Consider the following 13,551-nt stretch of genomic DNA (forward strand, 5'->3'; position numbering starts at 1 on the left):
AAAATTGTTCAAGTGTTATTTTTCATGCTTTATCGGTCATGAGCTGTCGCACTGTATGTATGGAGCTATTGCCATACGGTGCGTGAGGGCGGCCGTTAAGCTTGATCTAAACCCGGCCACTGACGTTGATGATAGGCGCTATCCCAGAATAACCATTCCAGTTCTGCAGCTTTGGTGTAGGCGTGGTGCATTTTTTCAAGGGTATCGGCATCACAGCGCGCAGCAACACGGTCTATGGTTTGAATCACATTATTGACTGCGGTGTGGAATTCCTCGCCCGAATAGGTATCGACCCATGCCTGATACGGATTATTCGGTGCAGAATTATTGACGATATCTTTACCAACTTCGGCATAAATCCAGAAACATGGCAGTAGTGATGCCAATACCACAGGATAGCTTTCTGACCATGCGGTTGCGACTAAATAAGAAGTGTAGTGATGACAGGCAAGGGTCAGCGGAGTACTTTCAAATTCCTGTTTGGAAATATCAAACTCCTGCATAAAGCTGTCATGTAAGGTACGTTCCACCACAATTGCGATTTTGGCGGCATCTGCGAACTGAATAATATCATCTGCATCAAAAGCTTTAGCCGCACAGACTGCCAGTGCACGCCCGTAGGCAATTAAGTAATGTGAATCTTGAATCACATAATGTGCAAAAGCAGCTTTACTTAAGGTGCCTTGTGCCAACTCCTGATTAAATGGTAAAGCGAGCGTCTTGTGATAAAGGGCAAGGTTACGTTGCCAAGCGTCTTGAGAAAAGCGCATCCTAAATTCCTAATATGTCGTTGCATTTCACTATAGTAGTTTGGGAATGAAAAACACGGTTTTCACGGTATCTGATCGGGAAACCAAAAATCATACGAAGAATTTTGCCGAAGTTGAGGAAAAAGCGTCATAATTGCAGCATAAAATTTTACATTCTCAGTTTTTGTCCGATTTAAAATTCGGGCAATTCAATTTTCAGAATTTTTGTATCTGTTAAAGCTTAATCAAAACTGTACTTTGCTTTGATGGTACAGATTCGGCAGATGAAAAGTTCAGATCAAAATATAGTGATAGGTCGTTTCTCATGATGAAACATTTTGGTTTCTCAATCGTATTTTCGATTGTGTGTCTTGCGCTATCTGCATACTGGGGCTATACCCATGGCCCAGAAGCAGGTGTGCAAACCATGCTTACCGCACTAACCATTACCGCAATTTTGGCGATTATGGAAGTGTCGTTGTCGTTTGATAACGCGGTGGTGAATGCGTCAGTGCTGCGCGGTTGGGATCATTTCTGGAAAATGCTGTTTTTAACCGTGGGGATTATCATTGCAGTTTTTGGTATGCGTTTAATTTTCCCTGTGGTCATTGTGGCGGTCACTGCCGATATGGGCATGATGGAAGTGGTGCAACTGGCATTGAATGATCCGAAGCAATATTCGGCTAAACTGATGGCACATCACCCTGAAATTGCTGCTTTTGGTGGCGCATTCTTGTTGATGGTTTTCCTAAACTTTTTCTTGGATGATGAAAAAGACACGCACTGGTTTAGATGGTTTGAGCGTCGTTTGAGCAATCTGGCAAGCGTGCCTGCCATGTCGGTATTTTTGGCCTTAGTGACTTTGTTAATCATGGCGGCCAATGTGGTGGAAGATAAGCGCCTTGTGGTGACGATGGCGGGTATTTGGGGCATCGTGATTTATATTGGCGTACAAGTGCTGAGTCACATGTTGGGCGGTGAACCAGAGGTCGATGAACAGGGCAATGCTGTGCGTCATGACGAAAATGGCGTACCGACAGGCGTGGTGAAAGCGGGTATTGGGGGCTTTTTATATCTGGAAGTGCTAGATGCCTCGTTCAGTTTTGATGGTGTCATTGGTGCATTTGCAATCACCTCTGATGTGGTGATCATCATGTTAGGCTTGGCGATTGGTGCAATTTTCGTGCGTTCGATGACGATTTATTTAGTCGAAAAAGGCACGTTGGATGCCTATATTTACCTTGAACACGGTGCGCACTATGCGATTGGTGCGTTGGCCTTTATTATGATTGCCAGCGGTACAGGCTTGCATGTGCCAGAAGTGGTGACAGGTTTAATTGGTGTTGCCTTTATTGTTTGGGCGGTGATTGCATCTATTCAATTTAAAAAACGTCAGGCAAAAGCGGGTTAATGCTATGGTGATGCCCGTTGCTGTATTGCCGCGAAATCACAGAGCAATACGGTGATGAAGACTGTATAAAATATAAATTTGGGTGCACAACGTTGCGCCCTTTTTTATTGAAAAAGTAGGGTCTGTTGAATAAACATCGGGAAAAATCAGCATCCTTAAGCTGAATGTTGTAGGATATCTGCAAATTCAAAATTATTTAGTTTTAGTCGATTGATATGATGAATGCCTTAGAACGCCGCTCGACCTTTGCTTTAAGCAGTATTTTTGCATTGCGCATGTTGGGTCTGTTCATGATTATTCCTGTATTTTCAGTAGCAGGGCAGTCATATCAATACTCAACTCCTGCACTGATTGGTCTTGCCGTTGGTGTTTATGGACTCACCCAAGCCATTTTACAAATTCCGTTTAGCTTAATTGCAGACCGTTATAGCCGTAAGCCATTGGTGGTTTTTGGCTTATTACTGTTTGCTTTGGGTGGTGCAATTGCAGCCATGTCTGACACCATTTATGGCGTGATTATTGGTCGTGCCATTGCAGGTGGTGGCGCAGTATCTGCCGTGGTGATGGCATTACTGGCCGATGTGACCCGCGAAGAAAACCGCATGAAAGCCATGGCGGTGATGGGGATGAGTATCGGTATGTCCTTTGTGGTGGCCTTTAGTTTAGGGCCATGGCTTACGGGCTGGGTTGGTATTTCAGGGTTATTTTGGGTCACCACAGTGATGGGACTAGCAGCGATTCTCATGTTGTTATTGGTGCCTAAAGTCACGCGTCATCATCGTAATTTTCAGCAAGGCTATATCACTCAGTTAAAGCAAGTCCTGAAAATGGGCGATTTAAACCGTCTGCATGTATCGGTATTTACCCTACATTTATTGCTGACTGCCATGTTTATTTATGTGCCTTCGCAATTAATCCAATTTGCCGATATTCCTTTGCAGCATCATGGTTGGGTGTATTTGCCATTGTTGTTGGTCAGTCTGTTCGTGGCATTTCCAAGCATTGTTTTGGCAGAAAAATATCGCAAAATGCGTGGCATTTTCCTGACCGCGATTGCAGGTATTATTTTAGGGCTGTTGGTGCTGATTTTCGGGTTTGAATCGAAATACATCCTTTTATTGGGTTTGGGTTTATTCTTTATTGCCTTTAACGTTATGGAAGCCTTATTACCTTCGTGGTTGTCAAAGGCTGCACCAATTCAATCTAAAGCCACCGCGATGGGTGTAAATGCCAGCAGTCAGTTTTTGGGTGCATTCTTTGGTGGGATGATTGGCGGACAATTATTGATGCTCAACCACACCGCAATCGGTTGGAGTATTTTGACCGCGATTGCTATAATTTGGCTATTCGTTAGTTTTGGATTGGCGCAGCCGCGCTATCTTTCGTCTTTGGTGTTGCGTTTGCCTGAGAACCGAGAAACAGATGAATGGACTTCTCAACTTTTGGCAATTCGTGGTATTGAAGAGGTCGTGGTGATGTCTGACCAGCAAGTGGCTTATGTGAAAGTGGATAAACAGCAAATTGATGATGCTGCGCGACAACAATTAACGCACTTGTTTGGGAAAGAGGTAGCCATTTAAGCATAACTCTTATAAAGTAAATAATAGAAACAAATAGGAAGAAAACGTCTAATGCGTGGTGTAAATAAAGTCATTTTAGTGGGTACTTTAGGTCGTGATCCTGAAACAAAAACTTTCCCAAATGGTGGTTCTCTCACTCAATTTTCTATCGCAACCAGTGATGTCTGGACAGACAAAAACACAGGTGAGCGTAAAGAGCAAACAGAGTGGCATCGCATTGTTTTACATAACCGTTTAGGCGAGATTGCACAGCAATATTTACGCAAAGGTTCTAAAGTATATATTGAAGGTTCATTGCGTACGCGTCAGTGGACAGACCAAAATGGTCAAGAGCGTTACACCACTGAAATTCGTGGCGATCAAATGCAAATGCTCGACTCTGCTAACCGTGGACAATCTGACCAGCAAGATGGTGGCTTTGCTCAACCACGTTTTAACAATAACCAAGGCGGTTATGGCAATCAGAACCAAGCTCCAGCCACAGGTTATGCGAATCAAAATCAAGGCGGTTTTAACCAAAATCAGGGTGGTGGCTATGCCAACAATAACCCAAGTGGTTTTGCACCGAAGCCACAAGCTGCGCCTGCAACCGCACCTGCAGATTTAGATGATGATTTGCCGTTTTGAGACATACTAGAGATAGCCATTTGATTCAAAATGGAAAATCATCATCCAAACCCTTTGTTTCGACAAAGGGTTTTTTATGCAGATATTTAGCAAATATCTATTTTCTCGATTAAATTTCAAACTATGATAGGATTTATAATTCATAAATCCGATTATTTTTATAAAAAAACACTGTTTTACCGATTCTTTCGATTTTCGTATTCTAGCTACACAAGATAAGCAATCCCCGAAACGAATTGAGGAGTCATCCATGAGTTTAATCAATACCCAAGTCAAAGCATTTAACGCAACCGCTTACCACAATGGTCAATTTATTGACGTATCTGAGCAAGACTTTATTGGTAAATGGTCAGTGGTGTTTTTCTACCCTGCAGATTTCACCTTTGTTTGCCCAACTGAACTTGCCGATTTAGCCGATCAATATGCTGAATTCCAAAAAATGGGTGTGGAAATTTACTCAGTATCTACAGACACACACTTTACCCATAAAGCATGGCACGACACCTCAGAAGAAATTAAAAAGATTCAATATCCAATGATTGGCGACCCAACTTGGACATTGTCTAAAAACTTTGAGGTGCTGATTGAAGCAGAAGGTTTGGCAGATCGTGGTACTTTCGTGATTGACCCTGAAGGTAAAATCCAAATTGTAGAAATCAATGCAGGCGGTATTGGTCGTGACGCGCAAGAGTTGTTGCGTAAAGTAAAAGCAGCGCAATATGTGCATGCACACCCTAGCGAAGTTTGCCCTGCCAAGTGGAAAGAAGGCGATGCAACCCTAGCACCATCTATTGATTTGGTGGGTAAAATCTAATCGAATCATCGCACTCAATTTTAAAAATCCAGAACCTCGCTTCTGGATTTTTTATGCTCATGATTTGTTTAACCATGTATAAGTTTCAGCAAGATTATTCCATTCTTGCAATGCTGTATGCCAAATTTGCACTAGGTTGTGGTGCGATGAGCGATTAAGATCAAAACATCTATTCTCCTAGCAATAGGTGTAACACATGAAAAAAATAATCGGTTTATATCGCAACCAAAACATGCATTGGGTGGGCGATGGTTTTCCAGTCAAAAATCTATTTTCTTATGACCGTTTAGGGCAGGCGATCAGTCCATTTTTACTCTTGGATTATGCAGCGCCGTATCATTTTGATGCGACTACCGCACAACATGGTGTTGGTTCGCATCCACATCGCGGTTTTGAAACGGTGACGCTTGCCTATCGGGGCGAAGTGACGCATAAAGATTCGGCAGGTGGTGGTGGCACCATCAAAACAGGCGATGTGCAGTGGATGACAGCAGGTGCGGGTGTGGTGCATGAGGAATTTCACTCCAAAGACTATGCAGCACAAGGCGGATTGTTTGAAATGGTGCAGCTTTGGGTGAATTTGCCTGCCGCAGACAAAATGACATCGCCACGTTATCAAGCCATTGAATCTCAAAATATTCCGAAAATTGAGTTTGAAAATCAGGCGGGGCATTTACGCATTATTGCAGGTCAGTACGCAGAGCAATCTGGGCCTGCCAGCACCTTTAGCCCTGTCAATGTTTGGGATGGACAATTGAAAGCTGCACAGACCCAAGCGCTGCATGTGCCGGTAGATCACAATACTTTATTGGTGGTGTTGGCAGGTGAAGTGCGGGTCAATGGCAGTCAACTTGTGCAAGATCACTCAGTGGTGTTATTTGCTCAAGATGGCGAAGCGTTAATTCAGCTTGAAGCACTGCAAGATACGCAATTTTTAGTGCTGACAGGCAAGCCATTAAATGAACCTATTCAAGGCTATGGTCCATTTGTCATGAATACCAAGCAGGAAATCATTCAAGCTTTTGAAGATTTTAATCAAGGCAAGTTTGGTGAAATTCCGATTCAACATCAAGCGGGTTAAGCTTTAAAAAATCTTAGCCAAGAAAAAAGCCTCATGTCGATGTCCCGACCGAGGCTTTTGTTGTTCTGGCGCTGTCAAATTTCTAGTTTTAGCGGATTGATCATATTCCTTATGATAATTATATGTGATGTAGCTATCATTTTTGTGCTTGGTATCATAGCGTTTAGAGATTTATTTGTAAAACGAAAATTATAAAATTGGTGAATTTATCTACATGGTTTAGAACACTATTTATAGTATTAAAGAAATAATATAAATAAATTCTAAGGCTTATTTAAGCACTTTCTGATTGTTAAAAAATGTAATCATATTGCCAATGTACTTTGTGTTGTTTCTCTGTGAAAAGTACACAATCTGGTAGTTTTTAATAGCTCATTTTCCTTAGGCATGGTTCATAATTTCATAAAGTATGTAAAAAGATGGATGATCGGTTTGGATATCGCAGTGATCGGTAGTGGTATGGCTGGACTGGCTACCGCAAGAATTCTTAAAGATGCAGGGCATAACATTACAATTTTTGAGGCGCTGCCTGGTCGTGGAATGGACAGTCATAGCATCGAATTTGAGGATGGTTTAATTGATGCGCCGTTACGGGTCATGAACCCACATTTGTGGAAAAACACCCTCAGCTTGGCCACACATTTAGGCATTAAAACTTATCCTGTGCGTACTTATATGGCGTGCAGTTGGTTATTTGAAGATCGTACCGAAACTTGGCTGACCACAAGCCGTACCCGTATTGGTAATTTCCCAATCATTAACAACCGTAAAGGCATACAACAATACGGCTGGCGTTTGGTAAAAGGCATGTTGCAGTTAAAAACAGCCATCGCTAAATTTTTCAAATCTAAAAACCAAGACATTACCCTTGCGGAATTTATCAACCGTAACGAAATTGAAGAAGTGTTTTGGCATGGTGCAGTGATGCCAGTGCTTTACACCATTTGTACTTGTGACCCTAAAACCATTGGTGAATGGCCAGCAAAACCATTGTTGGTATTTTTACGCCAATTGACTGATGGTGATGCATTATTGCGTTTACAAGGTGGCACGCCTGCATTGGTTGATAAGTTGATTGAAGGTATTAATATTCAAAGTGGTGCAGCGATTACTCGTGTTCATCAACAAGAAGATGGTGTAATTGTTGAAAATTCTGAGGGTCAGTCGCAAACATTTGACCGTGTGGTGATTGCAACGCCAACCACTAAAGTCCAAGACTTCTTGGACAATCAACAATTTGCAGAAGATATTGAATTGCTTAAACAGTTCAAATTCGAGCAGGGTGATTTGGTGATTCACACTGATCAAACGGTGATGCCGCCAAAACGTAAAGATTGGTCTGTTTTAAGTTATATGATGGATCGTAAATTTACTCGTCAGCAATTTACGGTATGGCTTAACTCGATCGAACCAACTTTGGTCGGTAAATCGCCAGTGTTCCAAACATGGCGTCCAGTTACACCAATTGATCCGAAAAAGATCATTTCAACGGTAACTTTAACCCGCGCTGTGGTGGATTCAAAGACAGTGGCATTAAACAAAGAGTTGCAGCAGCGCCATCACCAAGACAATCGTAAAGTGTTCTTCTGCGGTTCATGGTCGTGCGATGGTTTACCAATTTTAGAATCTGCAGTGACTTCCGCTATGCATATTGCAGAAACTTTTGGTGCACCATTACCGTTTATTGATTTAAAACCACAAGTTGAGGTTGCGCCGCAATTAGGTTATTAAGTTTAGGGTCTGTTGATATTTCATAAATGGTTTGTGCTGTAGGCTAAAACTGAGCAGATCAGGCATGAAACGCAGGGAATAGCGAGACTATTGCCAAGTTTCATAACGCAATCTGAGAAAGTTTTAGCCACAGCCTTTCAGGACAAGCATATTTTTTGCTGCTATTGCGTTATGAGTCAGTCATTTAGAATGACTAAATTTCCTGCCTCATGCCTTATATCAGCTAAAAAATATGCGTTGTCGCAAACATAGATGAATTATCAACAGCCCCTCTTTTTTGAATTAGACTGAGTCAGTATGAAATGGCAACAGGCGATACGACAGCATTTTCCAAAACATAAATATGCCATTCAAGCGGCATATTTGGGAGATACTTCCGCACTGCCGTGGAGCAATTTAGGTTATTGGTCAGATGCAGTGGGATCTGATTATCCCGCTGCATGTCAAAATTTGGCAGCGCATTTGGCAGCAGCAGTGCATTTAAATTCAAAAGATGTTGTGTTGGATTTAGGCTGTGGGCAAGGTGCCAGTCTTAAATATTGGTTGGAACACTATCAAATACAACGACTTGAAGCTGTTGAGCTACAAGATCATCATGTGCAGTCGATTCGACAACATTTAAATTCAAATATTAAAATTCACGCTGCTTCATTTTTAAATTTAAAAGCACTTTTTCCACAACCACGTTTTGATGTGGTGTTCTGTATTGATGCGGCATATCACAGTCATTTGAATTCATTTTTAAGTCAGGTCAATGCAGTTTTGAATTCAAACGGACGTTTGGGCTTTCATTATTTAATTTGGGCAGAACAAGCGCCACCACATGCATTCAAACAGCTGCAATATCGTGCCTTATTAAAATCTGCCGATGTCAATTTTAAAGATCTAATGTCCGAAAGTCAGCTTCGAGCGGTCTTGGCACAGTTTGAATTTAAACAGATTCAGGTGGAAGATTTGTCGGCACAGGTTTTGGCGGGTTTTGCTGATTATGTGCATCAGCATCTCAAGCATCAAATTCAAACGCGAGATGCAGACTGGTTTAAAATTGCCATGACCGCACGTTTATGTGCCAAGCTCTATGCAGATGGCTGGATTAAATATGTGCAGGTGAGTGCGGAAAAAGCTTAATCTATTGTAATGAGCTGTTAGATGATGGGATTTTTCGGTGTTTAGTTGTCCATGCTTAGCTTTAAATCCTACCCACCACATGAAACTGCTTCGGTAAAATTTTTGCGCCACACGTCAATTGATCTCCGACATAAGCCACGGCTTTATCATCAAAAAGAATATGATCGTGACTTTTTATAATCGTGGACCAACGTTGGCACTGAGGGCAGAAATGTCCATCACCCGCCACTAAAAATAAATTTCCCATTTGAGAAACACGCATTTGGTTGGCAAGGATGATTCCACCATGATTGGTCATGGAATGATGCGTTGCAAAGCTTTGAGCCATGAGGTCTTCCTTAAACTGGAAAATTTTAGAGAAGCATTGTTTTAATACTCAATTTTCTAAGACTTATAATTTTAAATTTTTATTTTAATTCACAAAAATATTTTTAAATGTCAGTCTATATGGATGAAACATCAACAAAATAGACCATCAATATAAAAATACGATCTGAAATATGTGTACAGCATTCTAAATCATAAAATACATTTAACAAGTGAAAAGTCACAATCTTGTATTGCAATTGAAGTTTTGCAGATACATCGAAGCCCTAAATAAATTGGAGATTCGAGCAGCATGAGGAAGATAAAAATATACGTTTATAGAAACAAAAAACCTCATAAATTAAAAACTTATGAGGTTTAATATGGTGCCGGCACACGGATTCGAACTGTGGACCTACTGATTACAAGTCAGTTGCTCTACCAACTGAGCTATGCCGGCGTTGTGTAGAGAATTTTACAGAATTTTTACGTGTGCGCAAGCCAAAAAGTAACCGTTTAATGCAGGGCATAGAGTTTTTGAAGATTTTGTACACAGTATTTTGGCGCGTTACAAACGAGGAAATCACATAGAAGGTTTTGTATGAAATGAGCCCAGCGGGTGGGCTCATTGAAGAAAATAACTTGAAATGAAGTGTGAAAAGCGATTATTTATTTCTTAAGATGCGATCTAAATCCTGTGCACATTCTTCTAAGGTAAAGGCCATATCAAGTTGCATTTGTGGTTTGAGTTCATTTGCGAGCGTTCTCCATTGTTCAATTAGGCGAATGGCTTTTTGAATCTTATGTTTGTTGATGTCTTTGGCGATGGTAGGCGTATATCCTCCACGTTTAGCATTTTTAATTTGTTTGACATAATTTTGGCTGTTATTCATGTTCGCTCCCGAATAGCAGTTATATATGTAAGGCATTTGCATGCTTTTATTATGCTAAAGCTTAATGATGACCCTTTTATGTAGAAAGCTGAGATGACGAAATAAAAATAAAAAAAGGTTTTGATAAAAAACAATAAATTTCTTCACCTCTCCTTTTTTGACGGCATAACTCAGTTGTAGCATAGCGATTGAAGATTGTCTTGACTGCAGAGTAACGCAATGTGTCATGTTTGTTGATTTTTCATCAATAGAGGGATTGAGGATTATCAAAATTGGCGATGGAGATGGTCTTAACTGCAAATTCCGTTTATCGCTTTATCCATTTTACGCTCTAGATAATTGCCAAGTTGCTGATTAGAATAGCGCCACTATAAAAATAGCAACGATAATAACAATGCAAAGTTCACTCTTTGCTGTATTAGAAAAATTTGGCTTAAGCCCTCAACACCGCACAATTCATATCCAGTTTTCTAATTCAGCCTTAAATCATCAGGTCTTTTTGCAGTGCGTTTATGGTCAGCATGCCATCAACCAAGGTTTGCAGATGGATGTCTTATGCCTCTCACCGCATGCAAATTTGCCGTTGAAACAATTTATTGGCAGTCGGGTGGCTGTAGATCAACTCACCGATCAAGGCGAATTATTTCGACATAGCGGCATTATTACTGCAGCAGCGCAAGGGCAAAGTGATGGCACGCTCAGTCTCTATAAATTGCAGATTCAGGATGCAACGGCTTTGTGGCATAAACGCCGCAACAGTCGGGTATTTATGAATAAAACTGTGGTGGAGGTGAGTGAAATTCTGTTTAAAGAATGGCAAGACCGCAGTGCATTATTTGCTGCAAGTTTAAGTTTAGATTTAAGTGGTCTCAGTCAGCGTTATGCAGTTCGACCTCTCATCATACAATCCAACGAAAGCGATTATGAGTTTTTAACCCGTTTGTGGCGTAGCGAAGGCATCAATTGGTTGGTGGATGAAAAACAACCTTGGGTTGAGCATTTTTTAACGCCTATGGATACACAAAAATTAAGACTGATTGAGCAGAATAGTCATTATCAGCCCTTAAAACGTAGACGAGTGGCATTTCAGCGTACAAGTGCAATCGAGCAGCGGGATAGCATTTACACTTGGATGGCACAGCGTAACCTGCAACCCACTGAAGTACAGTTACAACGCTGGCAACCCGATCTTTTGGCACAGGACCAAAATTCAGTACAGTTCACATCGCCCTTACAAAGTAGCACACAAAATAGTGAAGCTTTAAGTTTAGAACAGGCGTGGTGCGTGAGTCCTGCGTGGATGCAAGACTTAACTGGGCAAGATCAGGTGACAGCTGCAAGTACCGAACAATTAGAACAATTGGGACAACAATTGGCTCAGTATTATGATTTGCAGGCAAAATATTTTTCCGCGCAAAGTAATTTACGTGATGCGCAAGTGGGGTATTGGTTTGAATTACACGGGCATGCTGAAATTGATCAACATCCCCAAACTGAACGAGAGTTTTTAATACTGTCCAAACAGTTTTATAACCAAAACAATTTAGCACCTGAATTACAACAGCATTTTTTGAGTCTGCTGCAACAAAGTCAGTGGACATTTCAGTTACCGTTGGAGGGTGATCCTCAACAATTTTGTCAATTGAATTTGATTCGACGACATATTGCGCTCGTTCCAGAGTTTAATCCATTACTGCATCGTCCCGTGGCTTATCCACAGCGCGCTAAAGTGGTTGGACCTGAGGATGAAACCGTGCATGTAGATGCGTGGGGGCGTATTAAAGTTCGGTTTTTATTTACCCGAAGTGATGACCACTTGCATGATGGTGGTGCGGGTGCCAACGACAATGAGAGCGATTCGGCGTGGGTGGATGTACTCACACCGTGGGCAGGTGAGGGTTATGGTGCAAGATTTCACCCACGTATTGGTGAAATTGTGGTGGTGGATTTCTTTGATGGCAATATTGATCGTCCTTTTGTGGTTGGACGTTTACATGAGGCAGAACGACAACAGACACAATTCGATACAGTTGGAACTCTACCCGATACCAAATACTTGAGCGGGATTCGTTCACAAGAAATACGTGGTGCAGGGTTTAACCAACTTCGCTTCAATGACACCACCAAACAATTCAGTGCGCAATTGCAGAGTAGTCATGCTGCGAGTCAGTTGAATTTAGGATATTTGAGCCATCCAATGCGGCAGGAGGATTCAATTGGGCGCGGCGAAGGCTTTGAATTAAGAACTGATCGGTGGGGAGCTGTGCGTGCAGGTGCAGGCTTACTGCTTTCAACTCATCCACAAGCACAGGCACAAGCGTATCATTTAGATGCGAGTCCTGCCAAAAGGCAATTGGAGTCCAGTTTAGCGGCAAGCAAAGGCTTAAGTGAGTTGGCACAAAATCAGCAAACAGATCCTTTGGAAACACTGGAGCATCTCAAAGAATTTTTAAATCAAATTGAACTAGAAGATCAAACTAAAGCGGCAAGTTTTAAGCAGGCGGTTATGATTCTTTGTGCGCCCAACTCAATTGCAGTTTCAACTCAGCAAGATTTACACCTTTCTGCAGATCAACATATTCATCAAAGTGCCGCAGGCAGTATTAATGTTTCTACCCAAAAATCTGTGATTACACATGCACGCGATAAAATCAGTTTATTTGCAGCGGAGCAAGGTATACGTGCTTTTGCAGCCAAGGGTAAAGTCGAAATTCAGGCACAAGATGGTGCTATAGATGCAATTGCACGCCAGAAAATCAAGCTGATTTCTACGGAAGATCGGGTGGAAATTACCAGTCCAAAAGAAATTGTGCTAACGGCAGGTGGTTCACAAATCAAAATTAATTCAAAAGGTGTTTTTGTGAGTACTTCAGCTAAATTTGAGGCGAAAGCAGGACAGCATTGTTTTGAGGGTGGGGAGAAGATTATTGAAGAAAAAATAAGCTTGCCTAAGTCACCAACGTTATTCAGTAATAAAATTAATTATCAGTGGAATCAGCCCTCTACAGGAGAAAAAGAAATCTTTGTTTTAGATAAATTGAATGGAAAGCTCATTAAAACTAATAAATCTATATTAAATGAAAATAATCAATTGAGTACGTTACGGGTAATACCCCCATTTTTAATTGAATTAATGGGTAGAAAATCTAAAGCCTTGTTATTGTTTAAAAATAGGTGGACAACCATTTACTGACATATGAGGTCGTTCATGATTATAAAAGTACTGCCAGT

General features: G+C 41.3%; 9 protein-coding genes, 1 tRNA gene and 2 pseudogenes. 8 read left to right on the forward strand and 4 right to left on the reverse strand.

All coding sequences use genetic code 11. The annotated features are described in order from the left end of the window. Positions 1-95: 95 nt before the first annotated feature. The gene (gene tenA / locus FTU39_RS11300; protein ID WP_004970198.1) at positions 96-770 is read right to left on the reverse strand and encodes a thiaminase II; all 675 of its coding nucleotides are present in this window, start codon (positions 768-770) and stop codon (positions 96-98) included. Positions 771-1,074: 304 nt separating this feature from the next. Here tenA and FTU39_RS11305 point away from each other — a divergent pair, with 304 nt between their 5' ends. From FTU39_RS11305 to FTU39_RS11335, 7 genes are all read left to right on the forward strand, one after another. After that, on the forward strand, positions 1,075-2,160 hold the full coding sequence (locus FTU39_RS11305) for a DUF475 domain-containing protein (RefSeq protein ID WP_004970195.1): 1,086 nt from the start codon (positions 1,075-1,077) through the stop codon (positions 2,158-2,160). 215 nt (positions 2,161-2,375) lie between these two features. Continuing rightward, the gene (locus tag FTU39_RS11310; RefSeq protein ID WP_136144259.1) at positions 2,376-3,740 is read left to right on the forward strand and encodes an MFS transporter; all 1,365 of its coding nucleotides are present in this window, start codon (positions 2,376-2,378) and stop codon (positions 3,738-3,740) included. Positions 3,741-3,791: 51 nt separating this feature from the next. Then, a complete protein-coding gene (gene ssb / locus FTU39_RS11315) occupies positions 3,792-4,367 on the forward strand; it encodes a single-stranded DNA-binding protein (protein ID WP_096902231.1) in 576 nt (191 codons plus the stop codon). A gap of 250 nt (positions 4,368-4,617) precedes the next feature. Next, positions 4,618-5,181 (forward strand): alkyl hydroperoxide reductase subunit C, encoded by a 564-nt coding sequence (gene ahpC, locus FTU39_RS11320; RefSeq protein WP_004970191.1) that lies wholly within the window; start codon positions 4,618-4,620, stop codon positions 5,179-5,181. A 196-nt stretch (positions 5,182-5,377) separates the two neighbouring features. Then, positions 5,378-6,262 carry a pirin family protein gene (locus FTU39_RS11325; RefSeq protein WP_154321175.1) on the forward strand — a complete coding sequence of 295 codons (885 nt, stop codon included), beginning with the start codon at positions 5,378-5,380 and terminating at the stop codon, positions 6,260-6,262. 423 nt (positions 6,263-6,685) lie between these two features. Beyond that, positions 6,686-7,993 carry an FAD-dependent oxidoreductase gene (locus tag FTU39_RS11330; protein ID WP_180052198.1) on the forward strand — a complete coding sequence of 436 codons (1,308 nt, stop codon included), beginning with the start codon at positions 6,686-6,688 and terminating at the stop codon, positions 7,991-7,993. A gap of 297 nt (positions 7,994-8,290) precedes the next feature. Then, on the forward strand, positions 8,291-9,121 hold the full coding sequence (locus tag FTU39_RS11335) for a cyclopropane-fatty-acyl-phospholipid synthase family protein (protein WP_104852875.1): 831 nt from the start codon (positions 8,291-8,293) through the stop codon (positions 9,119-9,121). Positions 9,122-9,191: 70 nt separating this feature from the next. On the opposite strand, the pseudogene FTU39_RS11340 reads toward FTU39_RS11335, so the two are convergent. From FTU39_RS11340 to FTU39_RS11350, 3 genes and pseudogenes are all read right to left on the reverse strand, one after another. Beyond that, positions 9,192-9,449: pseudogene (locus tag FTU39_RS11340) on the reverse strand (PAAR domain-containing protein); the annotation flags it as partial. Between the two features lie 362 nt (positions 9,450-9,811). Beyond that, positions 9,812-9,887 (reverse strand) — tRNA-Thr (locus FTU39_RS11345). Positions 9,888-10,092: 205 nt separating this feature from the next. Next, positions 10,093-10,320 carry a hypothetical protein gene (locus FTU39_RS11350; protein WP_004970172.1) on the reverse strand — a complete coding sequence of 76 codons (228 nt, stop codon included), beginning with the start codon at positions 10,318-10,320 and terminating at the stop codon, positions 10,093-10,095. A gap of 394 nt (positions 10,321-10,714) precedes the next feature. On the opposite strand from FTU39_RS11350, the pseudogene FTU39_RS11355 reads away from it, so the two are divergent. Then, a pseudogene (locus FTU39_RS11355) lies at positions 10,715-13,438 on the forward strand (type VI secretion system Vgr family protein); the annotation flags it as partial. Positions 13,439-13,551: the final 113 nt, after the last annotated feature.

Source organism: Acinetobacter sp. YH12099, from assembly GCF_013419195.1.
Classification (GTDB): domain Bacteria; phylum Pseudomonadota; class Gammaproteobacteria; order Pseudomonadales; family Moraxellaceae; genus Acinetobacter; species Acinetobacter towneri.